The organism is Piscinibacter defluvii (assembly GCF_004011805.1).
Taxonomy (GTDB): domain Bacteria; phylum Pseudomonadota; class Gammaproteobacteria; order Burkholderiales; family Burkholderiaceae_C; genus Piscinibacter; species Piscinibacter defluvii.
On record NZ_RCHJ01000022.1, the window covers coordinates 1 to 22,658 of the forward strand.

Here is a 22,658-nt window from a genome sequence, read left to right on the forward strand (position 1 = left end):
ATGCCGATGGCGGCAAGCGCGAACCCTGAATGCGCCTGGCACCGGCGGGACGGTGCCGCACGAACCTACCCACACGGAGCACCACCATGCGTGACCTCGACCCGCGCACCGTCAACCTGCGCACCCTGCCGCTTCAAACCGGCAGGCGAGGCTTCGTCCTGAATGCGCTGTTCGTCCAGAACAACTTCCGCCACGCGATCAAGGACAAGGGTGTCTCCCACGACACCATGGAAGACCGACGGCAGTACATCTACCGCGCCTTCCACTACCTGGAGCACAACGACATCAAGAGCTTCAAGCCCGACCCGCGCTCGCTTGGCGACCGGCATGTGCGATTCCTGTTCGCAGACATCGAACGGCGCGCCAAGGCCGGCCAGCTCGGACCTTCCGCCATCCAGAAGGCGCACAGCTACCTGCGCACCTTCGCAGGCTGGATCGGCAAGCCCGGTCTGGTGCTGCCGATCAGCGCCTACATCAGCGATGAGACCCTGTACCGCCGCAGCTATGTGACGAAGCACAGCAAGGCCTGGGACAACAACGGCGTAGCGCCGGAGGACGTGATCGCGGCCGTTGCCGAGTTCGACGAGCGCGTGGCCGTGCAGATCAAGCTGATGAAAGAGTTCGGCCTGCGTTGCAAGGAAGCGGTGATGCTCCGCCCCCACCAGGACATCGTGACCGCGGCCCAGGCCGGCAAGGCGGCTGCCGGCTTGGCGGAATACCTGCAGCTGCGGCGCGGCACCAAGGGCGGCCGGCTGCGCTACGTGCCCGTGGTCACGCCGACACAGCTTGCCGCGATCGAGCACGCCCGCCGCGTGGCGCCCGGCGAGAACGACAGCCTCAGCGACCCACGCTACCAGCTCGTCCGGGCCATCCGGCACCAGCGCTACGTGATGGAGTTGTTCGGCCTGACCAAGGCCATGCTTGGCGTGACGGCGCATGGCCTGCGGCATGGCTATGCGGCCGAGCGCTACGAGGCCGAGACGGGCGTGGCGCCGCCGGTGGCGACTGGCGAGCGCGCGGATGCTGCCGTCGACTTGGCGGCGCGGCGCCAAGTCTCGGAGGCCCTCGGGCATTCCAGAACCCAGATCACATCGGTCTACCTGGGTTCGAGCCGCGCTCGTCGCTGAGTTACGCTTGACCGCCCATGTCGACGCCTGCTGCCACCGACTGCCCGTTCTGCACCTTGCCACTCGCCAGGATCGTGCATGCCAACCAATTCGTTGTGGTCATCCGGGATGCCTACCCTGTGTCGCGCGGCCATACGCTGGTGCTGCCGCGCCGGCACGTAGGGAGCTTCTTCGAGCTTGAGCCACCCGAGCGCGACGCCGTCTTCGAGTTGCTCGACGTGGCACGACGCGACCTGGACCAGTCGCTGCACCCCGATGGCTACAACATTGGCATCAACGATGGCCCGGCTGCCGGGCAGACCGTGCCACACCTGCATGTGCACCTGATCCCGCGCTACAACGGCGACCAGGTCGATCCGCGCGGTGGTGTGCGGTGGATCTTTCCGGAGCGTGCCGACTACTGGTCTGCTCGTGGCGGTGAGCCAGTTTGAGATGAAGACGGCCGCGCAGGTCCTGGAGACCTTCGACAACATCCGGCGCGCCCAGCGGGCCGGTGTGTATGCCCCGCACAAGCCGCTGCTGATCCTGCTGGCGCTGGCCCGCGTGCAGCACGATGAGCCGCGGCTCGTGGAGTTCGCCGCCATCGACGGTTCGCTGCAAGCGCTGCTGGCCGAGTTCGGCCCCAGCGGTGCCGCAAAGTCGCGCCACTACCCGTTCTGGCACCTCGCCACGGATGGCCAGGGTGCGCTGTGGGATCTGAACGGGCCCCGTGAGATGCTGTCCCGTCCGGCCGGTGCCACGCCCAACCTGGGTGAACTGCGGACGCATCACGTGCAGGGCGGCTTTCCGCCGCAGGTGGACGAGGCCCTTCGCAAGGTTCCCGGCCTGCTGGAAGCCGTGGCGGCACGCGTCCTGGAAGCCTACTTCCCCGCAACGCTTCATGCCGACATCGCCGCCGCTGTCGGGCTGGACCTGGACCGCCCGGTGGCGCACTTGGCCAGCGAACCGGACGTGCCGGCCTATGGCACAGCTGAACGCCGCAGGCGCGACCCCGGCTTCCGCGAACGGGTGCTGCGCGCCTACGAGTACCGCTGCTGCGTCTGCGGCTTCGACCTGCGCATCGGCCATGTGAGCGCGGGCCTAGAAGCCGCCCACATTCAGTGGCACCACGTCGGCGGTCCCGACATCGAACCCAACGGCCTGGCCTTGTGCGCGCTGCACCACAAGCTGTTCGACCTGGGCGCGTTCACGGTCGAGCCCGCTGAGCACCGGGTCATCTTCAGCCAACACGCGATGGCCGGAGACCGCAGCCAGCAAGGTGAGTTGCGGCACCACGGGCAGCGCCTGCTGGCGCCGCAGCAGGTTGACATGCGGCCGGCGCCGCCTTTCTTGGAGTGGAACCAGAAGAACGTGTTCAAAGCACCGGCACGGAAGGTCGCCGATGCCGGTCGTCACTCGCATTCGACCTGATCGAATTTTCGGCAGTAGGCGGAGCGCTTCGGCCCGTTCACCTGCCGAAGGACACCCCGACACTGAGGCGGTTGAGGATGTCCAGCCACAACCCCGGGGTCGAACTGATTGATGGCTTAACTGGACAAGGTATCTGTCTTTGACTACTATTCTGGACAAATGAACGGACCTGACAGTACCGTGCTCCTCGAGCGTCAGTTGCTGCTGCAGCTCGGCGATCGGCTCAAGCGCCTGCGCAAGGCCCAGGGCCTGGGCACGGTAGAGATGGCCAAGCGTGCCGGCATCTCCCGCACCACGCTGAGCTCGGTCGAATCGGGCGATCCGGGCCCGGCCATCGGAACCTACCTGCGCGTCATGTCGGTACTCGGCATCAGCGGTGAACTGGCCTTGTTGGCCGGCGACGCATTGCAGCCTGGGCCGCCGGGGACGGCAGCGGCCAGGTCCAAGCGCGCCCGCCCGGTTGTGCAGGTGACCGTCTCCACCGACGACACCCGCCATCAAGTCCAGGATCTTCAAAGCCTGGCGCTGCACGAGGAAGCCATTCGACTGGCCCGCTCGGAGCCCGAGTTCCTGCACCAGGCCCAGGGCACGCTGGATCGCTGGCTGGCATCCGGCAACTCACGTTCGATGGGCTTGTGGCAGGAGTGGCGAGAGATTCTTCGCGGCGCGAAGTGGCGCAAGGTGCTGGGGCGAACGCGGCGGGCGCAGGAGCTTCGCCAGGCATCGCCACTGACGGCCGTGCTCCCGGCACAGGTGCGTCAGGGCGTGCTGGACCAGGTCGGCAAGCTGCGAAAGGGCGTCGTGCTGGGTGATTCCGAACCAAACGCATAGGCATGACCCGCGACGAACTCGAACACATCATCCGCGCCAGCGCGGACGTGACGGATCAGTACGAGTTCATCATCGTCGGCAGCCAATCGATACTGGGTCCGGTCCCGAATCCGCCCGAGGTCTTCACGATGTCGGCCGAAGCGGACATCTATCCGCTGCAGGCCCCCGAACTCGCCGACAGGATCGATGGCGCCATCGGTGAAGGCTCGCAGTTTCACCAGACCTACGGCTACTACGCGCAAGGCGTTGGTCCCGAAACCGCCATATTGCCGCGAGGCTGGATTGACCGCGTCCACAGGGTGCAGAGCGCCGCGACCAACCAGCGCGTGGGCTACTGCCTCGATTTGACCGACCTGTTTATTTCGAAGGCCGCAGCAGGGCGCGACAAGGACCGCGAGTTCTGCATGGCGATGCTTTCGCATCGCTACGTCAGGCCTGAAGTGGTGCTGGATCTCGTGTCGGCGATGCCGCTGGACGATGCTGCGCAGCGCCGTCTGAAGGCGGCCATCCGTCGGTGGGCAAAGGCCGTGGAGACGCTCGGCGACGACGTACCTCGAGCGTGAAATCGAGGTGGCTTGGAGACCGTCCGAGAGGGCTCCGATCCGCCACGAATCGCTGTGACGGATTTGTGCCGCAACTTCGAAAAAACAGCCTCAAATCGGCCGGTTTGCGGCACAAAGCGTGCGGCGCCAGGGCCTCAATTTTCTCAACGGTGACAATGACTTGAGTCGACATTGCCGGGGTGGCAGGTTGGACTCTTAATCCGTTGGTCGTAGGTTCGAATCCTACAGGGCCCACCAACACACGAGGGCCGGCATGCGAAGGCGTGCCGGCCCTCGCCCTTTTGCGCGCCGCAGGCCGCGTGGCCGACAATGCGCCGCCATGCCCGCCGCTGCAGCCCCATCGAAGTTCGTGCTGGTGGTCGGCACCGGCTGGACCGGCTCGACCAAGCGCCAGATCGCGCAGCAGATCGGCAGCACGCTGGTCGAATGCGGCTATGGCCTCGTGTGCGGCAACTCCACCGGCGTGGACCGCTGGGTGGCCGACAGCTTCTGCGCCGCGCTCGCCGCCCGCGGCCTGCCGGCCGAGGGCCGCTTCGTGCAGGTCACGCTGGGCGGCTGGCGCTTCTTCCGCCGCGGCGGCGCGCCGCTGCCGGGCTATGCCGCGCCACCGGCGTGCCGCGTGCCGGTGCCCGACGTCGAGGCCTGGAAGCGCGAGGCCGTCGATCGCTGTGACGCCGCGGTGATGGTGGGCGGCGGCCGGCATGCACGCGACATCGCGATGCGCACCATCGCGCATGGCAAGCCGGTCTTCCCGCTGCCCTTCATGGGCGGACTGACCGGCAACGCCGACGACCTGTTCCGCGAGGTGCTGCGCACCTGGGAGGGGTATCCCGTGCCTGGGGTCAGCCGTACGCAGTTCCTGCGCCTGGCCGAACCCTGGGTGGTGGGCACCGGGCCGCTGGCCAACCTGCTGCGCGGCACGCTGGCGCAGACGCCCGACGTGTTCGTCTCCTACCGCCGCAGCGATGCACCGGCGGCGGCCGGCCGCGTGGCGCGTGACCTGGCCGAACACTTCGGCTCGCGCCGCGTGTTCCTCGACGTGGCCGGCATCGCGCCCAGCCATGCCTGGGACCAGACCATCCGCGATGCCCTGTCGGCCGTCCGGGCCGGCATCGTCGTGATCGGGCGAGACTGGCTCCGGCCCGGGGCCGACGGCAGGACGCCGCGCCTGCACCAGGCCGAGGACGTGGTGCGCGCCGAGATTGCCGCGCTGCTGAAGGGCGGCCAGGCGGTGTTTCCGCTGCTGGTGGAAGGGGCCCGGCTGCCCGACCCCGACGAGCTGCCCGAGGACCTGGCGCCGCTGCTGCGCCGCCAGGCGATCGCGATCGGCAACGCCGACTGGGAGGCGACGCTGGCGCTGCTGGTGCGCGAGATCGAGGCGGTGCTGCAACGGGCCGCTCAGGCCGGGCAACGGAAGGCCTGAATGCACGACCACGAGCCCGACTTCTGGCGCAACCTGAAGGACGAACTGTCCGGCGGTGCGCGCTGGATCGACCGCGCCGTGGTGCTGCTTTTCGCCGCGCTGACCGGCGCGGTGGTGGTTGGCTTCACGCTGCTGGCCGACGCCGCGAGCCGTGCCTTCGACTGGGTGGCTGGCGCGACGCCGCTGGGCTCCTGGATCGCGCTTGCCTGGACACCGGCGCTGGCGGTCGCGGTGCTGTGGTTCACGCGCCGCTTCGCACCCGGCGCACTGGGCTCGGGCGTGCCGCAGGTGGTGCTGGCGCTGGACGACGACACGCCCGAGTCGGCGCGTGGCGCGCTGGTCTCGCTGCGCCTGTCGATGCACAAGATCGGCCTGGTCTGCGCCGGGCTGATGGCTGGCCTGTCGATCGGCCGCGAGGGCCCGACGGTCCAGGTCGGCGCCGGCGTGATGCTGCATGCGAAGCGCTGGCTGTCCGAGCGCGCCGGCGTCGACGGGCACGACCTGATCGTGGCCGGCGCGGCCGCTGGCATCGCCGCCGCGTTCAATACGCCGCTGGGCGGCATCGTGTTCGCGATCGAGCAGCTGTCGCGCCGGCGCAGCATGACGCACAGCGGGCTGGTGATCGCCTGCATCGTGCTGTCGGGCCTGGTGGCGGTGTCGGTGTTCGGCAACCTGAGCTACTTCGGCGAACTGCGTGTGCAGCAGCTCGACTGGCAGCTGCTGCTGCCCGGGCTCGGCGTGGCGCTGGCCTCCGGGCTGGCCGGCGGGCTGTTCGCGCGCCTGCTGGTGGCCTCTGCGCGCGGCCTGCCCGACCGCGTCAGCCGCTGGCGCCGCGCCGCGCCGCTGCGCTTCGCGGCGGCCTGCGCGTTCGGCGTGGCGCTGATCGGCCTGGCCTCGGACGGCAGCACCGCCGGCGCCGGCTACGCCGCCACCCGCGCTTTGCTCGAGGGTACGGCCGAGGTGCCGCCGCTCTACACGCTGATGAAGTTCTGCGCCACCTGGCTGTCGGCCTGGTCGGGCGTGCCGGCTGGCGTGTTCGCGCCGTCGCTGGCCATCGGCGCCGGGCTCGGCCACGACGTGGCGGCGCTGGCCGGCCTCGCCGGCGAGGCGGCGATCCCGCTGATCGCGCTCGGCATGGTCGGCTTCCTGGCCGCGACCACGCAGGGCCCGATCACCGCGTTCATCATCGTGATGGAGATGGTCTCGGGCCACGCGATGGTGCTCAGCCTGATGGCCACTGCGCTGCTGGCCAGCGGCGTGGCGCGGCTGCTGACGCGGCCGATGTACGTGGAGCTGGCCGGCGTCGTGGCCGAGACGCTGGCCAAGCCCGCGCCGCGCTGATCAGCCGGCGCGCCAGGCCAGCCAGGCGGCACTGGCGGCCAGGCTCGCCAGCGTCACCGGGATGCCGATGCGCGCATGGGTGCGCCAGTCGATCGTGATGCCGCGCCGCGCGGCGGCGTCGACCACGATGATGTTGGCGATGCTGCCGACGATGAACAGATTGCCCGCCAGCGTGCTCACCAGCGCCAGCGTCGGCCCGGCCAGCGGGTGCGTCGCGCTGGGCAGCAGCAGCATCACTGCCGGCACGTTGGAGACCAGGTTCGAGAGCACGAAGCTCACACCGGCCAGCGGCGCCAGCTCGGTGAGCGGCACGCCGGCGGCCGCCAGGTCGGCCACCACGGTGGCTGGCAGGCCGGTCTTCTGCAGCGCGTGGTTGACGATGAACAGGCCCATGAACAGCACCAGCAGCTCCCAGTCGATCAGGCCGAGCATGTCGCGCGAGTGCAGCTTGCGGCTCATCAGCAGCAGCCCGGCGCCGGTCAGCGCCACCACCTCGCGCGGCCACGGCGTGAAGACGAAGCAGCCGACGATGCCGAAGGCGACCGCCAGGCCCTTGGTGGTCTGCCAGAGGTCGCTCGGCACGTCGCCGCGCGTCGCCTCGGGAGCGGGCGCATCCGGCGCGCCGGCGAAGTGGCCGCGGCTGGCGAAGGCGATCAGCGCCCAGGTCAGCGCGAGGCCCACCAGCACCGGCACGATCGCCTCCAGGAAGTAGCCCGCGAACGAGAGCTTCAGCGTCTCGCCGATCAGCATGTTCTGCGGGTTGCCGATCAGCGTCGCGGCCGAGCCGATGTTGGCCGCGCAGGCCAGCGCCAGCAGGTAGGGCAGCGGCGCGATGCGGCGCTGCCGGCAGGCGTCGATCAGCACCGGCGCGACGGCCAGGCAGACGATGTCGTTGCTGAACACCGCCGACAGCGCCGCCACCACCGCGATCAGCGCGCCGAGCAGCGCCGCCGGGCCGAGCGGCAGGGCGGCCAGGCGCCGCGTCACCAGGTCGTAGAAGCCGCCCAGGCGCATCTGCGCCGAGACCACCATGAACGAGAACAGCAGGATCAGCGTCGGCAGGTGGATCGAGCGCGCGGCCTCCTCGAGCGTGAGCGCCTCCATGCCGATCAGCGCGATCGCGCCGAGCAGCGCGATGCCGGTGCGGTCGAGCTGCAGGAAGGGCAGGCCGCCCAGGATCATGCCGAGGTAGACGACGAGGAATACCGCGACGATGGCTTCGGTCATGGGGCGGGGGCCGTTAGGCTCGCGGGATGGGAGCGCCGATTCTCGCCGCCGCCGAGTGCGCCGATGACCGCGTGCAGCGGCTCTACCTGCGCCTGCCGGAGGACCCGCTGGCCGGACCCGAGTCCGACACGCCGGCACACACGATGAGCGGCTTCGCCGTCGCGCCGGCGCTGCGCGACACGCTGGCCCACCTGCTGCTCTACCGCGAGACGCTCGCGCCGGGGCAGTCGCTGGTCGAGCGCGTGCTGCCCGACGGCGCGGTGCGGCTGACCGTGCACCTGGGCGAACGGCCGCATGCCGAGGTGATCGGCCCCTGGCCGGCCCCGGCGCTGGTGACCCTGCAGGGCGCGATGCACGGTCTCACCGCCACGCTGCAGCCCGGCGCCGCCGCCGCGCTGTTGGGGGTGCCGGCGCACCACCTGACCGGCCGCGTGCTGGCACTGGACGATCTGTGGGGCACCGCGGGCCGCGACCTGGCCGAGCGGGTGGCGCTGGCGCGCGGCGACGCGGCCCGCGCCGCGCTGCTGCAGGCGCTGTTGCGGGCACGCCGTGGCGCGCGCGCGGCGCCGCCGGCGGTGGCGGCCGCGGCACGGGCGATCGCGGCCGGCGCCGGCGCTCGGCCGCTGCGGGCGCTCGCCGACGAACTGGGGCTGGGCGAGCGCCGCCTGCAGCAGCTGTTCCGCGAGCATGTCGGCCTGTCGCCGCGAACCGCCGCGCGCTTGGCGCGGCTGCAGGCGCTGCTGCGCGCGCTGCGCCGGCCGCAGCCGCTGCCCTGGGCCGAGCTGGCGCCGGCGCATGGCTACTACGACCAGGCGCACCTGGCCAACGAGTTCCGCGCGCTGTGCGGGCTGTCGCCGGGCGCGTTCGCCGGGCGCTCGGTTTCGCGTTCTTCCAAGACAGCCGGCTGAGCGAGGGCTAGCGTGGCACCCCTGTCGACTCCACGAGCCCCGCGATGAATGCCTCCCCCTCGTCCGAACGTCCCCTGGCCGGCCGCGTGGCCGTCGTCACCGGCGCCAGCCGCGGTGCCGGCCGCGGCATCGCGGTCGAACTCGGCGCCGCCGGCGCCACCGTCTACGTCAGCGCCCGCAGCACCCGGGCCGAGCCGGCGCGCGGCTACGAGCAGCTGCTCGCGCTGCAGCAGGGCGCGCGCCTGCCCGGCTCGATCGAGCAGACCGCCGAGGAGGTGAGCGCGGCCGGCGGGCAGGGCATCGCGGTGCGTTGCGACCATGGCGACGAGGCCCAGGTGGGCACGCTGTTCGAGCGGGTGCAGCGCGAGCAGGGCCGGCTCGACCTGCTGGTCAACAACGCCTGGGGCGGGCACGAGAGCTTCGACGGCGTGTTCGAGCGGCCGTTCTGGGAGCACCCGCTGGCACATTGGGACTCGATGATCGACCGCGGCGTGCGCTACCACCTGCTGGCCGCGCGCGCGGCGGCGGCGCTGTTCGTGGCGCAGCGCCACGGGCTCATCGTCGGCACCACCTTCTGGGACAGTGGCCGCTACCTGCGCGGCAACCTGTACTACGACCTGGCCAAGGCGGCGCTGGTGCGCCTGGCCTACGCCTTCGCCGAGGAACTCAGGCCCTACGGCGTGGCCTCGCTGGCGCTCTCGCCGGGCTGGATGCGCACGGAATTCGTGCTCGCGGCCTACCAGACCGACGAAGCGCACTGGCACGAGGTGCCGGCGCTCGCGCGCACCGAGTCACCGCGCTACCTGGGGCGCGCGGTCGCGGCGCTCGCCGCCGACGCGCAGGTGCTCGGTCGCAGCGGCACCGTGCCGAGCGTCGCCGAGCTGGCCCGGCACTACGGTTTCACCGACATCGACGGCCGCCAGCCGCCGGCCTTCGAGCTCGGCGACGGGGCCTGAACCGAGCCGCTGGCTGCGCTCGGCCTGCGCGGCCACGGCCACCCAGGCCGCCACCAGCGCCAGGCCCACCAGCAGCTCGACCAGCGACTTGCGCATCGTCGTCGCCTCGCCGATCAGGCCACGTTGCCCTGCACCAGGCAGGCGCAGCGCACGCTCTCGGCCACACGCAGCTCGGTGCGCTCGTCGCCGGCCCAGGCCACCGAGGCGGCAAAGCCGATCAGGGCGGTCAGCGCCGCCAGACCCGTCAGGTGGATCGCCTTCATCGCAGGCTCCTTCAACATCTTCTTGTCCATGCGACGAATCTAGTGGCCCAAGCTCGACAGAAAAATGTCCCGCCAGCCAATGCTTCGTTTCATTTGTAGGAACGGTCAGGCCCCGGCCCGGCCCTCACCCCAGCCGCCGCCCAGCGCCCGGATCAGCCCGACGGTGCTCTGGTACTGCGCCGCGCGCACCGCCAGCGCCTGGCGGCGGTTGCGCAGCTCGCTGCGGCGCGCGTCGAGCAGCTCGAGCTGGCTGACCAGGCCGTTGCGCCAGCGCGTCTCCGAGAGCCCCGTCGCGCGCAGCGCCGACTCGACGGCACGCGCCTGCGCCCGGCCCTGCTCGTCGAGCAGGCGCAGCGCGGCGAGTTCGTCCTCGACGTCGCGGAAGGCCACCAGCACCTGCTCGCGGTAGCCGGCCAGCGCGGCGTCCAGCTCGGCGCGGGCGCTGGCGACACCGGCCTCGCGCCGGCCGCCGTCCAGGATCGGCAGCGACAGCAGCGCGCCGACGCTCCAGGCGCGCGCCGACCAGCGGAACAGGTCCGACAACTCCGGCGAGGCGAAGCCCCCCGCCGCGGTGAGCGACAGGTTCGGGAACCAGGCCGCCTGCGCGACGCCCACCCGTGCCTGCGCCGCCAGCAGGCTGCTCTGCGCCGCCGAGACGTCGGGCCGGCGCGCCAGCACCGTGCTCGGCACGCCGGCCGGCACCTGCGGCAGGGCCGTCTGCCAGGCGGCCGGCGCGAGGCGGAAGCCACTCGCCGGCTCGCCCAGCAGCAGCGCCAGGCCATGCTCGAGCCGGGCGCGCTGGCGGTCCAGCGCCAGCGCCTCCGCCTCGGTGGCGGCGACCTCGCTGCGCACGCGCGCCAGGTCGAGCTCGGCGATGTCGCCGGCGGCCACGCGCCGCTCGGTCAGGCGCAGCGTGTCGCGGTAGGCCTCGACGGTGTCGCGCACCAGGGTGCGTTCGTCGTCCAGCGCACGCAGCGCGAAGTAGGCCTGCGCCACCTCGGCCTGCACCAGCAGCCGCGTGCTCTGCAGCAGCGCCTCGCGTGCCTGGGCGTCGAGTGCCGCGGCGTCGCTCGCCTTGGCGAGGCGGCCGAACAGGTCGAGCTCGTAGGCGAGCGATGCACCGGCCGACAGCACGGTGCCGGGCGGCACCCCCAGGCCCGGCTGGGCGCTGCGGTCAGCGCTCGCGCCCACCCCCAGCTGCAGCGCACGCTGCGCATCGGTGGCGCGCAGCAGGGCGCGGGCCTGGGCGAGGCGCGCCGCGGCTGTCTGCAGGCTGGTGTTGCCGGCCTCGGCGCGGGTGACCAGGTCGTCGAGCGTCGGGTCGCCGAAGGCTTTCCACCAGCTGCCGCGCGGCTGCGCCTCGGCGGGGGCCGTGGTGGTCCAGGCGCCCTGCGCCTCGGCGAAGGCCGCGGGCAGCTCGGGCAGCGTGGGCAGCGGCGCCGGGGTCGTCGCACAGCCGGCCAGCACCAGCAGCGCGAGCAGCGGGGCGAGGGTGAAGCGGGTCGTTCGGTTCTTCATGGCACGGGTCTCATTCATGACGGGCGAGCGGCGCGGCCGGTTGCGGCTGCACCGACGAGCCGGCGAAGCCTTCCAGGTGCGGCACTTCGCCGTGCTGCTTCAGCGGCCGGTTGCCGGCCAGCCGGCGCATCAGCACGTAGAACACGGGGGTCAGGAACAGGCCGAAGGCGGTCACGCCGATCATCCCGGCGAACACCGCGATGCCCATGGCCTGGCGCATCTCGGCGCCGGCGCCGGTGGAGAAGGCGAGCGGAATCACGCCCATCACAAAGGCCAGCGAGGTCATCAGGATCGGCCGCAGCCGCAGCTGCGCCGCCTCGATGGCCGCCTGCACCGGCGATCTGCCGGCGAACTCGAGCTCGCGGGCGAACTCGACGATCAGGATCGCGTTCTTCGCCGACAGGCCCACCAGCACCACCAGCCCGATCTGGGTGAAGATGTTGTTGTCGCCGCCGGCGAGCCACACGCCGGTGAGCGCGGCCAGCAGCCCCATCGGCACGATCAGGATGATCGCCGCGGGCAGCGTCAGGCTCTCGTACAGCGCGGCCAGCACCAGGAACACGAGCAGGATCGCGATCGGGAACACCCACACCGCGGAGTTGCCGGCCAGGATCTCCTGGTACGTGAGCTCGGTCCACTCGAAGCCGATGCCCGGAGGCAGTGTCTCGGCCGCGATGCGCTCGATGGCCTCCTGCGCCTGGCCGGAGCTGAAGCCCGGCGCCGGGCCGCCGTTGATGTCGGCTGAGAGGAAGCCGTTGTAGCGCATCGCGCGCTCGGGCCCGAAGCTCGGCTGCACCTTCAGCAGCGCCGCGAGCGGCACCATCTCGCCCGAGGCCGAGCGCACCTTCAGCGCGCCGACGTCCTCGGCCCGCGCCCGGTACGGCGCGTCGGCCTGCACACGCACGGTGTAGGTCTTGCCGAACTGGTTGAAGTCGTTCACGTACAGGCTGCCGAGGTAGATCTGCAGCGTGTCGAACACGTCCGTCACCGCCACGCCGAGCTGGCGCGCCTTGGTGCGGTCGATGTCGGCATACAGCTGCGGCACGTTGACCTGCCAGCTCGAGAACAGGCCGGCCAGCTCGGGCGTCTGGTAGGCCTTGGCCATGAAGGCCTTGACGGCCGCGTCCATCGCCTCGTAGCCGAGCGAGCCGCGGTCCTGCAGCTGCAGCTTGAAGCCGCCGGTCGTGCCCAGGCCCTGCACCGGCGGGGGCGGGAACATCACGACGAAGGCTTCCTCGATCGCGGCGCCGTACTGCTGGTTCAGCGCCTGGGCGATCGCCCCGGCCGACAGCGACGGATCGCGCCGCTGCTCGAAGGGGTCGAGCGTGGCGAACACGATGCCCGCGTTCGAGCTGTTGGTGAAGCCGTTGATCGACAGCCCCGGGAAGGCCACCGCATGCTGCACGCCCGGCTGCTTGAGCGTGATCTCGCCCATGCGGCGGATCACGTCCTCGGTGCGGTCGAGCGTCGCGCCGTCAGGCAACTGGGCGAAGCCGATCAGGTACTGCTTGTCCTGCCCGGGCACGAAGCCGCCGGGAAGGGTGCGGAACAGCCCCGCCGTCAGCGCCGCCAGGCCGAGGTAGAGCGCGAACATGACGGCCTTTCGGCCGATCGCCCGGCTGACGCCGCCGCGGTACGCCGTGGCACCGCGCACGAAGCCCCGGTTGAAGAGCCGGAAGAAGCCGCCGAACACGCGGTCCATGCCGCGCGTCAGCGCGTCCTTGGGCGCGCCGTGCGCCTTCAGCAGCAGCGCGGCGAGCGCCGGCGAGAGCGTCAGCGAGTTGATCGCCGAGATCACCGTCGAAATCGCGATGGTCAGCGCGAACTGACGGTAGAACTGGCCCGTCAGCCCGGTGATGAAGGCCAGCGGCACGAACACCGCCACCAGCACCAGCGCGATCGCGATGATCGGTCCGGAGACCTCGCGCATCGCGCGGTAGGTCGCCTCGCGCGGCGACAGCCCGGCCTCGATGTTGCGCTCGACGTTCTCGACCACCACGATCGCGTCGTCGACCACGATGCCGATCGCCAGCACCAGCCCGAACAGGCTCAGCGCGTTGATCGAGAAGCCCGCCAGGTGCATCACCGCGAAGGTGCCGACCACCGACACCGGCACCGCCAGCAGCGGGATGATCGAGGCGCGCCAGGTCTGCAGGAACAGGATCACGACCAGCACCACCAGCGCGACGGCCTCCAGCAGCGTCTGCACCACCGAGGCGATCGAGGCGCGCACGAACTGCGTGGTGTCGTAGACGATCTCGTAGTCCACGCCCTCGGGCATGGTCTTCTTCAGCTCCTGCATCGTCGCGCGCACCGCGTCGGCGATCTCGATCGCGTTCGAGCCCGGCGCGGCGAACACGCCGGTGGCCACCGCCGGCTTGTTGTCCAGCAGCGAGCGCAGCGAGTAGTCGCTCGCGCCGAGTTCCAGGCGGGCGACGTCGCGCAGGCGCGTCACCGCACCGTCGGAGCCGGTCTTGACGATGATGTCGCCGAACTCCTCCTCCGACTTCAGCCGGCCCTGGGCGTTGATCGAGAGCTGCAGGTCCACGCCGGGCAGGCCCGGCGAGGCGCCCACCACGCCGGCGGCGGCCTGCACGTTCTGCTCGCGGATCGCACGCACCACGTCGCCGGCCGCCAGGCCGCGCTCGGCCATCTTGTGCGGGTCGAGCCAGGCGCGCATCGCGTAGTCGCCGCCGCCCCACATCTGCACCTGGCCCACGCCCTTCAGGCGCGCCAGGCGGTCCTTCAGGTGCAGCGCGGCGTAGTTGCGCAGGTAGGTGATGTCGTAGCGCTCGTTGGGCGAGACCAGGTGCACGACCATGATGAAGTCGGGCGAGGACTTCACCGTGGTGACGCCCGTGCGGCGCACCTCCTCGGGCAGGCGCGGCTCGGCCTGCGCCACGCGGTTCTGCACCAGCTGCTGCGCCTTGTCGGGATCGGTGCCGAGCGCGAAGGTGACGTTCAGCGTCATCACGCCGTCGGTCGTGGCCTGGCTGGCCATGTACAGCATGCCCTCGACGCCGTTGATCGCTTCCTCCAGCGGCGTGGCCACCGTCTCGGCGATCACCTTCGGGTTGGCGCCCGGGTACACCGCGCGCACCACCACCGTCGGCGGCACCACCTCGGGGTACTCCGAGACCGGCAGGCCGCGCAGCGCGATCAGGCCGGCCAGGAACATCAGCAGCGACAGCACGCCGGCGAAGATCGGCCGGTCGATGAAGAACTTGGACAGGTTCATCGCGACCTCACGACTGCTTGGGCGCGGCACTCTTGGCCGTCACCTCGGGTTTGGCATCCATCGCCACCTCCTTCGGCGCGAGCAGCGCCCCGGGCCGCACGCGCTGCAGCCCGTTGACGACCACCCGCTCGCCGGGCTGCAGGCCCTCGGTGACGACACGCAGGCCGTTGAACGCGCCGCCGAGCTTCACCTCGCGCCACGCGGCCTTGTTGTCGGCGCCCACCACCATCACGAAGCGCTTGTTCTGGTCGGTGCCGACGGCGCGCTCGTTGACCAGCAGCGCCGTGGCGGCCTGCGGCTGGCCCATGCGCAGCTTCGCGAACTGGCCCGGGATCAGCCGGCCGTCCGGGTTGTCGAACACGGCGCGCACGCGGATCGTGCCGCTCCGGGTGTCGACCTGGTTGTCGATCAGCTGCAGCCGTCCCTCGACCTGGCGTGGACCGATCTCCATCTGCACCGGGATGCGCTCGATCGCCGTGCGCGCGCCGGCGCTGCGCAGCTCGCCGAGCGCGCGCAGCACCGACTGCTCGTCGGCGTCGAAGCTGGCATAGATCGGGCTCACCGAGACCAGCGTGGTCAGCACCGGCGCACCCGGGCCGGCCGCGACCAGGTTGCCCACCGTCACCTCGACGCGCCCGATGCGCCCGGCGATCGGCGCGCGCACCTGGGTGTAGCCCAGGTCCAGTCGGGCCGACTGCTCGGCCGCCTGCGCCGAGCGCAGCTGCGCGTCGGCCTCGCGCCAGGCGTTGTGGCGCTCGTCGAACTCGCGCTGCGCGATGGCGCGCTCTTCCCACAGGCGCTTGGCGCGCTCGAGCTCGTTCTTCGTGTGGTCGAGCCGGGCCTGGGCCGCGGCCACTTGCGCCTGCACGCGCTCCAGTGCGGCGGCGTAGGGCGCCGGGTCGATGGTGAACAGCAGCTCGCCCTGGCGCACCAGCGCGCCTTCGCGGAAGTGCACCGCCTGCACCGTGCCGGCGGCGCGCGAGCGCAGCTCGACATGCTCGACGGCTTCGAGCCGGCCGGAGAACTCGTCCCAGGCAGCGACCGGGCTGGCCTGCACGGTGGCCACCGAGACCGGCACGCCGGCCGGCGCCGCGGCCGCCGGGGTGGCCTCGGCCTTGCCACCGGACAGCCCGAGCAGCACGGCCGGCACGGCGGCCACGGTGGTCAGCAAGAGGGCCGCGACCAGCGGGCCGGGCTTGAACAGCGAGAAGTTCTTGGTCGTCGTCATGCGGTGCTCCCTCGTGAGGAATCGGAGTGAAGAAACGAATGCAGTGGTGCGTGCAGTGCCGACGCCCAGGCGGGCGAGGCGTCGCGGTAGCTGCCGGGCCAGCCGGTCGGGCCGGGCAGCAGCTGCGCCTCGGCGGCGATGCCGGCGCCGCGCAGGCGCTGGGCGAAGGCCAGGGTCTCGTCGCGCAGCGGGTCGTCCGCGGCGCTGATCAGCAGGGTGCGCGGCAGGCCGGCCAGGCGCAGCGCGCGCGCCGGCACGGCATAGGGATGCACCGCGTCGTCGGCGCGCGACAGGTAGGCGCGCCAGCCGTCGGCCCAGCGGCAGCCGACCGGGCCGTTGTGGGCATCGCGCTGCGAGGCGGTGGCGACGCACATGTCGAGCATCGGCGAGAGCAGGATCGCGCCGGCCAGCTCGGGCCCGCCGCGGTCGCGCGCCACCATCGCCAGCGCGGCGGCCAGGTTGCCGCCGGCCTCCTCGCCGGCGACGTAGAGCGGCGCCCGCAGGCCGGCCAGGCCCTTGCGCTGGGCGTGCAGCCATTGCAGTGCGGCGTGGCCCGCCTCGAGCGCCTGCGGGAAGGGCTGGGCCGGCGCGACCGGGTAGTCCAGCGAGGCGACCACGCTGCCGGCCGCGGCGAGCGCCTGCGCCACCGTGGCGCCCTCGGCCAGCGTGCCGCCGGTGAAGGCGCCGGCGTGGAAATGCAGCACCAGCGGCGTGCCGGGGGTGCAGCGGCCGAGGCCGTACAGGCGCAGCGTCAGCGGCGCGGTGCCGGGCCGCTCGATGCGGCGGTCGGTCCAGGCGGGTTCGGAATGGGGCAGGGCGGACATGAATTGGCGCGTTGATCGCGATGCGGCGGAAGATAGGTGCCGCCCGCGCGCCGATAAATGGCCGTGGCGCTCATGGCCTGTTTCCGCCATCGCAACAATCGGGCGGCGTTTCTGCGGTTCAATCCGGCTTCGAGACGGAGGAACGACGATGGACCGATTCGCCGCGATGCAGGCCTACGTGCGCGTGGTGGAGGCCGGCACCTTCACCAAGGCGGCCGACCTGCTGAACCTGCCCAAGCCGACCGTGACGCGCCTGATCCAGACGCTCGAGGCGCACCTGCAGACCAAGCTGCTGAACCGCACCACGCGGCGCGTCACCGTCACCGCCGACGGCGCGGCCTACTACGACCGCGCGCTGCGCATCCTGGGCGAGATGGACGAGCTCGAGTCGAGCATGTCGCACGCCAAGGCCAACCCGCGCGGGCGGCTGCGCATCGACGTGGCCGCGTCGGTGGGGCAGCTGCTGCTGATCCCGGCGCTGCCCGACTTCCACGTGCGCTACCCCGACATCCAGATCGACCTGGGCGTCAGCGACCGCCCGGTCGACCTGATCGGCGAGAACGTCGACTGCGTGCTGCGCGGCGGCGAGATCCTCGACCAGTCGCTGGTGGCGCGCCGCATCGGCGAGTTCCACCTCGTGCTCGCCGCGACGCCGGCCTACCTGAAGCGCCACGGCACGCCGCGCCACCCGCGCGAGATCGAGGAGGGCAACCACAAGGTGGTCAACTACTTCTCGCACCGCACCGGGCAGCCGTTCCCGTTCACCTTCACGCGCGGCGAGGAGGTGATCGAGTTCACCGGGCGCCACGTGCTCTCGGTCAACGACTCGGGCGCGAACCTCGCCGCCGGCCTGGCCGGGCTCGGCATCGTGCGCACCACCACCTACCAGGCGCGGCCCTATTTCGATGCCGGGCTGCTGGTGCCGTTGTTGTTGGACTGGTGTGCCGACACCATCCCGATCCACGTGGTGTATGCGCCCAACCGGCACCTCAGCACCAAGCTGCGCGTGTTCGTCGACTGGGTGGCCGACCTGTTCGCCCGCAGCGACCTGATCCAGAGCCGCTGCTGCATGCCCGAGGCCTGCGCGGGCTCAGGCGCCGAACAGCAGGCCGAGGGCCTCGTGCAGCACGATGTGCACGCTGGCAAAGCCCTCGCGTGAGGGCAGCCACATCGCGGCGTTGGCGAACGAGCCGTGGGCCACGCCCACCGGCGCCGGCTCGATGCTCAGCGCGCCGCCGGCCACCTGCTGCATCGCGCGCAGCGCCCGCGGCATGTGCGCCTGGTGCGTGACCAGCACGACCTGCCGGATGCCCTGGTCCTTGAGCATCGGCACGGCGTAGGCCGCGTTCTCGCGCGTGTCGCGCGAGCGGTCCTCGGTCCACTTCAGCGGCCGGCCGAACTCCTGCTCGGCGATGCGGGCGGCCAGCTGCGCCTCGGGCGCGGCCTCGCCGTCGCGCATGCCGTGGCCGACGCCGCCGCTGAAGGCCAGCGGCGCGCCGGTCTGGCGCGCCAGCCAGATGCCGTAGCGCAGCCGCTCCAGCGAGATCGCGCTCAGGTCGCCGACGCCGTACTCGGGCGCCAGGCGCCTGGAGCCGCCGCCCAGCACCAGGATGGCCACCGGCTGCTTCGCACGCACCGCCTCGCGCAGCGCCTCGATGCGCTCGGGCCCCAGCGCCGCGGGCGGATGTAGCAGCCAGGGCGCGAGCAGCCGCGCGCTGCCGGTGCAGCAGGAGAGCCAGAGCAGGCTCACGCCGGTCAGCACCACCAGCCAGCCCAGCCCGCGGCGCGGCAGCACCAGGCGCACACCCAGCAGCACCAGCAGGAGCAGCGGTACCGGCGGCAGCAGCAGCATGCCGAGCACCGGCTTCCAGGAGGTGAGGCCGAGCAGGGCGACGAGGTCGTTCACGGGGATGGGGCGGTGCGGGAGAGCCGCGCATTGTGCGGGAGACCGCCGGCCCGGCATGAGGCAGACTTCACACGTGACCGACACCGCTCCCACCCCCCCTGCAACCCGGTGGCGCCTGCAGGGCTGGCCGCGCCGCGCCGCGTTCGCGCTGGCCGCGCTGCTGCTGCTGTGGGCGCTGCTTTGGCTGGCCGGGCCGCCGCTGCTCAAGTCGCAGGCGCAGAGCCGGCTCTCGGCGCTGCTCGGGCGCAGCGTGACGATCGGCGCGGTCGACCTGCGGCCCTGGAGCCTGGAGCTGACCGTCACCGACCTGGCCATCGGCCCGGCGCCCGGCCCCGCATCCGATACCCGCCAGCCGCTGCTGCAGGTGGCGCGCCTGTACGTCAATGCCGACGCCGCCTCGCTGTGGCGCCGCGCGCCGGTGCTGTCGGCGCTGGAGGTGGATGCGCCGGTGCTGCAGGTGGCGCGCCTGGCCGACGGCCGCTACGACCTCGACGACCTGCTGGCGAAGTTCGCCGCCGACCCGGCCGCGCCGCCCGCACCGGCCGAGCCGCTGCGCCTGGCGCTCTACAACGTGCAGCTGCGCGACGGCCGCCTGAGCTTCGACGACCGGCCGGTCGGGCGGGTGCACCAGGTCGACGGGCTGCAGCTGACGCTGCCCTTCGTCTCGACCATCCCCGCCCACGTGGAAGTGACGGTCGAGCCGCGCCTGGCCTTCAGGCTCAACGGCACGGCCTTCGACAGCGGTGCGCAGGCCACGCCGTTCGCGCAGCAGCGCAGCGGCGAGCTGAAGCTCGCCTTCGCCGACCTGGACCTCGTGCCCTACCTCGGCTACCTGCCGCGGGGGCTGCCGGTGGCGCTGCAGCGCGGCGCGGTCTCGGCCGACCTGACGCTGCGTTTCGAGCTGCCACGCGGCGGCGAGCCGGCCATGCTGCTGCGGGGCTCGGCGCAGGCGGCGGACATCGCGCTCACCGAGCCCGGCGGCGCAGCGCTGCTGGGCTGGCAGAAGCTGCAGCTCGGCCTGCGCGACGTGCAGCCGCTGGCGCGCCGGCTGGTGTTCGGCCAGCTCCGCGTGGACGGCCTGCAGCTCGACCTGCGCCGCGATGAACAGGGCCGGGTGAACCTGGCCACGCTGGCCGCCCCGCCGGCCCAGGCCGGTGCGGCTTCTGCCCCGGCCTCGGCCCCGGCCGCGGCCGCATCGGCGCCGGTGGAGGACGCGGGCAGGCCCTGGCAGGTCGAGCTCGAGCGGTTCGAGCTGGCCGATGCGCGCCTGCGCTGGAACGACGCGCTCACGCGGCCTGTGGCGGCCCTGCAGCTCGAGTCCGTCTCGCTGCAGGCCGGCGAGCTGCGCTGGCCGCTGCAGGGCAGCCTGCCGGTCACGCTGGCGGCCACGCTGCGGCCGCAGGCCGAGGGTGCGGCCGTGGCCGGCACGCTGCGTGTGGAGGGCCGCGTCGGCCCGCGCGAGGCGCAGGCCGAGCTGGTGCTGGAGGGGCTCGCGCTCGACGCCTTCGCGCCCTACGTGGCGCAGGCGCTGGTGCCGGCGCTGTCGGGCCGCTTCGCGCTGCAGGCGCAGGCGCAGTGGAAGGCCGACGAGCCGGTGCTGACCGTCAAGGTGGCCCAGGCCACGCTCGATGGCCTGGCGCTGACCGAAGGCAGCGGCCGCGCCGCGCGCGAGCTGTTCGCGCTGCCGCAGCTGCAGTGGCGCGACGCGCTGATCGACCTGCAGGGCCGCAGCGCTGCGCTCGGCACCCTGGTGCTGAGCCAGCCGCGCGTGGCGGTGCAGCGTGCGTCCGACGGGCGCTGGAACGTGCAGCGCTGGGCCGTCCAGGCGCCGGCCGAGGCGCCTGCCGCCCCGGATGCCGCCGCGAGCGCCGCGCCGCCCTGGCGGGTGCGGCTCGACGAACTGGCGATCGATGGCGGTCGGCTGCGTTTCGACGACGCGCTGGCCAGCGGCCGCCCCGACGGCGATCCGGTGCAGGTCGAGCTGAGCGCGCTGAAGCTGCGCCTGCAGTCGCTGGCCTGGCCGGGCGGTCGCGGCGTCGCCCCGGCCCGGGTGCAGCTGGCCGCACGCCTCGGCGTGCCGGCGCAGCCCCGGGCCGCCGCGCAGCCCTTCGGCAGCCTGGAGTGGAGCGGCCGCGTCGCACCTGACCCGCTGCTGGCCGCCGGCAGCCTGAAGCTCGAGCGCTTCCCGGTGCAGTTGTTCGAGCCCTACTTCGGCGAGGCCGCGCGTGTCAGCCTGCTGCATGCCGACGCCGGAGCCAGGCTCGAGTTCTCGGTGCAGGCCCAACCGGCCGGCCTGGCGCTGAAGGCCGGCGGCGACCTGCGCCTGGCCGACGTGCGCGTGCACACCCGCGCCGAGGCCGGCGCGCGTGCCGGCGATGCCTCCACCAGCGAGCTGCTGAGCTGGCAGATGCTGGCGCTGGACGGCCTGCGCTTCGAGCAGCCGCCGGGCGGCCGGCCGGCGCTCGAGCTGCGCGAGGCGACGCTGTCGGACTTCTTCGCCAAGCTCGTCATCACCGAGCAGGGGCGCTTCAACCTGAGCGGCCTGGCGGCGCCGGCCGGCGCTGCCTCGGCCCCGGCCGCTGTCGCCTCGGCCCCGGCCCCGGCCCCGGCTGCTGCGGCCTCCGCCCCGGCCGCTGCCGACGAGCTGCCGATCGACATCGCGGTCGGCGGCATCAACCTCGTCAACGGACGGGTCGACTTCAGCGACCGCTTCGTGCGTCCGAACTACAGCGCCGACCTGAGCCAGCTCAACGGCCGGCTCGGCGCGTTCCGCTCCGGCACGCGCGAGATGGCCACGCTGGAGCTGCGCGGCCGGGCCGCCGGCACGGCGCTGCTGGACATCCGCGGCGCGCTCAACCCGACCGCGCAGCCGCTTGCGCTCGACATCCAGGCCAAGGCCACCGACCTGGAGCTCGCGCCGCTGTCGCCCTACGCCGGCAAGTACGCCGGCTACGCGATCGAACGCGGCAAGCTCAGCATGGACGTGGCCTACAAGATCACGCCCGAGGGCCGGCTCGAGGCGCGCAACCAGGTGGTGCTGAACCAGCTGACCTTCGGCGAGAAGGTCGACTCGCCCGATGCGACCAAGCTGCCGGTGCTGCTGGCCGTGGCGCTGCTGAAGGACCGCCACGGCGTGATCGACATCAACCTGCCCATCAGCGGCTCGATCAACGACCCGCAGTTCAGCGTGTTCGGCATCGTGCTGAAGGTGATCGGCAACCTGCTGGTCAAGGCGATCACGGCGCCGTTTTCGCTGCTGTTCGGCGGCGGCGGCGAGGAGCTGAACCACGTCGAGTTCCTGCCCGGCACCGCGCGGCCCACCGAGGCCGGGCAGGCCGCCCTGGCCAAGGTGGCCAAGGCGCTGGTCGAACGCGAGGCGCTGAAGATGACCGTCACCGGCGCCGCCGACCCGGTGAGCGAACGCGAGGACTTCCAGCGCGCGGCACTGGAAGCGAGCCTGCTGGCGCAGCGCCGCCGCGAGCTGCTGCGCGCGGGCAGCGCGCCGGCCGAGGCCGATGCCGTGAGCACGCTCGACGCGCCGACCCGCTCGCGCATGCTGCGCGAGGTCTACAAGGCGGCGGACCTGCCGAACAAGCCGCGCAACGCGCTCGGCTTCGCCAAGGACATTCCCGAGCCGGAGATGGAGGCACTGCTGCGCGCACGCACCGTGGTCACGAGCGAGGCGATGCGCGAGCTGGCGCTGCAGCGCGGCCTGGCGGTGCGCGACGCGCTGGTGGCGCAGGGCCTGCCGAGCGAACGCCTGTTCCTCGCCGCGCCGAAGCTGCGCGCCTCGGGCGAGGACGACGCGGCCTGGACGCCGCGCGTGCAGCTCTCGCTCGCGACAAACTGACGCGCGCCAGGTGCCGCGCCCTAGGACTTCCCCGCGTATGTAGCC

General features: G+C 72.3%; 18 protein-coding genes. 11 read left to right on the forward strand and 7 right to left on the reverse strand.

What is annotated here, in order from left to right:
* Positions 1-86: 86 nt before the first annotated feature.
* The 7 genes from D9C15_RS26510 (at position 87) to D9C15_RS26540 (ending at position 6,695) form a co-directional block, all read left to right on the forward strand.
* On the forward strand, positions 87-1,127 hold the full coding sequence (locus D9C15_RS26510) for an integrase domain-containing protein (protein WP_164886863.1): 1,041 nt from the start codon (positions 87-89) through the stop codon (positions 1,125-1,127).
* A 17-nt stretch (positions 1,128-1,144) separates the two neighbouring features.
* Positions 1,145-1,558 (forward strand): HIT family protein, encoded by a 414-nt coding sequence (locus tag D9C15_RS26515; protein ID WP_128001806.1) that lies wholly within the window; start codon positions 1,145-1,147, stop codon positions 1,556-1,558.
* Between the two features lies 1 nt (position 1,559).
* On the forward strand, positions 1,560-2,537 hold the full coding sequence (locus D9C15_RS26520) for a phosphorothioated DNA-binding restriction endonuclease (RefSeq protein ID WP_128001808.1): 978 nt from the start codon (positions 1,560-1,562) through the stop codon (positions 2,535-2,537).
* Between the two features lie 159 nt (positions 2,538-2,696).
* On the forward strand, positions 2,697-3,368 hold the full coding sequence (locus D9C15_RS26525) for a helix-turn-helix transcriptional regulator (protein WP_128001810.1): 672 nt from the start codon (positions 2,697-2,699) through the stop codon (positions 3,366-3,368).
* Positions 3,369-3,370: 2 nt separating this feature from the next.
* Positions 3,371-3,931 carry a DUF6036 family nucleotidyltransferase gene (locus D9C15_RS26530; protein ID WP_128001812.1) on the forward strand — a complete coding sequence of 187 codons (561 nt, stop codon included), beginning with the start codon at positions 3,371-3,373 and terminating at the stop codon, positions 3,929-3,931.
* Positions 3,932-4,250: 319 nt separating this feature from the next.
* Positions 4,251-5,354, forward strand: coding sequence for a toll/interleukin-1 receptor domain-containing protein (locus tag D9C15_RS26535; protein ID WP_164886865.1), 1,104 nt, complete (start codon positions 4,251-4,253; stop codon positions 5,352-5,354).
* Positions 5,355-6,695, forward strand: a complete 1,341-nt coding sequence (locus tag D9C15_RS26540; RefSeq protein ID WP_128001816.1) for a chloride channel protein — start codon at positions 5,355-5,357, stop codon at positions 6,693-6,695.
* Here D9C15_RS26540 and D9C15_RS26545 read toward each other — a convergent pair whose 3' ends face one another.
* Positions 6,696-7,922: an anion transporter gene (locus tag D9C15_RS26545; RefSeq protein WP_128001818.1), complete on the reverse strand. Its 1,227-nt coding sequence runs from the start codon at positions 7,920-7,922 to the stop codon at positions 6,696-6,698. It lies immediately after the preceding gene.
* 26 nt (positions 7,923-7,948) lie between these two features.
* Between D9C15_RS26545 and D9C15_RS26550 the strand changes: the two genes are divergently transcribed.
* Both D9C15_RS26550 and D9C15_RS26555 read left to right on the forward strand, forming a co-directional pair.
* Entirely contained in the window at positions 7,949-8,830 is an 882-nt protein-coding gene (locus D9C15_RS26550) for an AraC family transcriptional regulator (protein ID WP_128001820.1), read from the forward strand.
* Positions 8,831-8,874: 44 nt separating this feature from the next.
* Complete coding sequence (locus D9C15_RS26555) at positions 8,875-9,786, forward strand: SDR family oxidoreductase (RefSeq protein WP_128001821.1); 912 nt, start codon at positions 8,875-8,877, stop codon at positions 9,784-9,786.
* A 113-nt stretch (positions 9,787-9,899) separates the two neighbouring features.
* On the opposite strand, the gene D9C15_RS26560 is transcribed toward D9C15_RS26555, so the two are convergent.
* From D9C15_RS26560 to D9C15_RS26580, 5 genes are all read right to left on the reverse strand, one after another.
* A complete protein-coding gene (locus D9C15_RS26560) occupies positions 9,900-10,079 on the reverse strand; it encodes a hypothetical protein (protein WP_128001823.1) in 180 nt (59 codons plus the stop codon).
* Between the two features lie 75 nt (positions 10,080-10,154).
* Entirely contained in the window at positions 10,155-11,567 is a 1,413-nt protein-coding gene (locus D9C15_RS26565; protein ID WP_128001825.1) for an efflux transporter outer membrane subunit, read from the reverse strand.
* A 10-nt stretch (positions 11,568-11,577) separates the two neighbouring features.
* Entirely contained in the window at positions 11,578-14,805 is a 3,228-nt protein-coding gene (locus tag D9C15_RS26570; RefSeq protein WP_128001827.1) for an efflux RND transporter permease subunit, read from the reverse strand.
* 7 nt (positions 14,806-14,812) lie between these two features.
* On the reverse strand, positions 14,813-16,033 hold the full coding sequence (locus D9C15_RS26575; RefSeq protein WP_128001829.1) for an efflux RND transporter periplasmic adaptor subunit: 1,221 nt from the start codon (positions 16,031-16,033) through the stop codon (positions 14,813-14,815).
* Positions 16,030-16,857, reverse strand: coding sequence for an alpha/beta hydrolase fold domain-containing protein (locus tag D9C15_RS26580; RefSeq protein WP_128001831.1), 828 nt, complete (start codon positions 16,855-16,857; stop codon positions 16,030-16,032). Before D9C15_RS26580 ends, D9C15_RS26575 begins: the two co-directional genes overlap by 4 nt.
* 148 nt (positions 16,858-17,005) lie before the next feature.
* On the opposite strand from D9C15_RS26580, the gene D9C15_RS26585 reads away from it, so the two are divergent.
* The gene (locus D9C15_RS26585; protein ID WP_128001833.1) at positions 17,006-18,016 is read left to right on the forward strand and encodes a LysR family transcriptional regulator; all 1,011 of its coding nucleotides are present in this window, start codon (positions 17,006-17,008) and stop codon (positions 18,014-18,016) included.
* Here D9C15_RS26585 and D9C15_RS26590 read toward each other — a convergent pair.
* A complete protein-coding gene (locus D9C15_RS26590) occupies positions 17,948-18,763 on the reverse strand; it encodes a YdcF family protein (RefSeq protein ID WP_164886866.1) in 816 nt (271 codons plus the stop codon). The two genes, D9C15_RS26585 and D9C15_RS26590, sit on opposite strands and share 69 nt — an antisense overlap.
* Positions 18,764-18,836: 73 nt before the next feature.
* On the opposite strand from D9C15_RS26590, the gene D9C15_RS26595 reads away from it, so the two are divergent.
* A complete protein-coding gene (locus tag D9C15_RS26595) occupies positions 18,837-22,613 on the forward strand; it encodes a DUF748 domain-containing protein (RefSeq protein WP_164886867.1) in 3,777 nt (1,258 codons plus the stop codon).
* Positions 22,614-22,658: the final 45 nt, after the last annotated feature.